This window comes from Cupriavidus sp. SIMBA_020, from assembly GCF_046535395.1.
Taxonomy (GTDB): domain Bacteria; phylum Pseudomonadota; class Gammaproteobacteria; order Burkholderiales; family Burkholderiaceae; genus Cupriavidus; species Cupriavidus campinensis.
Genome location: NZ_JAWRWU010000860.1, coordinates 1 through 262, shown reverse-complemented (window position 1 = coordinate 262; position 262 = coordinate 1). Strand labels below are relative to the sequence as shown.

Genomic DNA, 262 nt, shown 5'->3' with positions numbered 1-262 from the left:
GTGATCAGTGCCCAGAAGTGCACGATCGACAGGCGATAGGAGTACACCGGGCGCTCGGCCTGCTTGGGTACGAAGTAGTACATCATCCCCAGGAAGCCCGCGGTCAGGAAGAAGCCCACGGCGTTGTGGCCGTACCACCATTGCACCATCGCGTCCTGCACGCCCGAGTAGGCGGAGTACGACTTCCACAGCGTCACCGGCATCTCGATGTTGTTGAAGATGTGCAGGATGGCGATGGTGAGGATGTACGAGCCGAAGAACC

General features: G+C 59.9%; 1 protein-coding gene. It reads right to left on the bottom strand.

Going from position 1 to position 262, the window contains the following annotated elements; genetic code table 11:
- A partial coding sequence (locus SB751_RS31835; RefSeq protein WP_410749252.1) for a cbb3-type cytochrome c oxidase subunit I occupies positions 1-262 on the bottom strand: 262 nt, incomplete at both ends.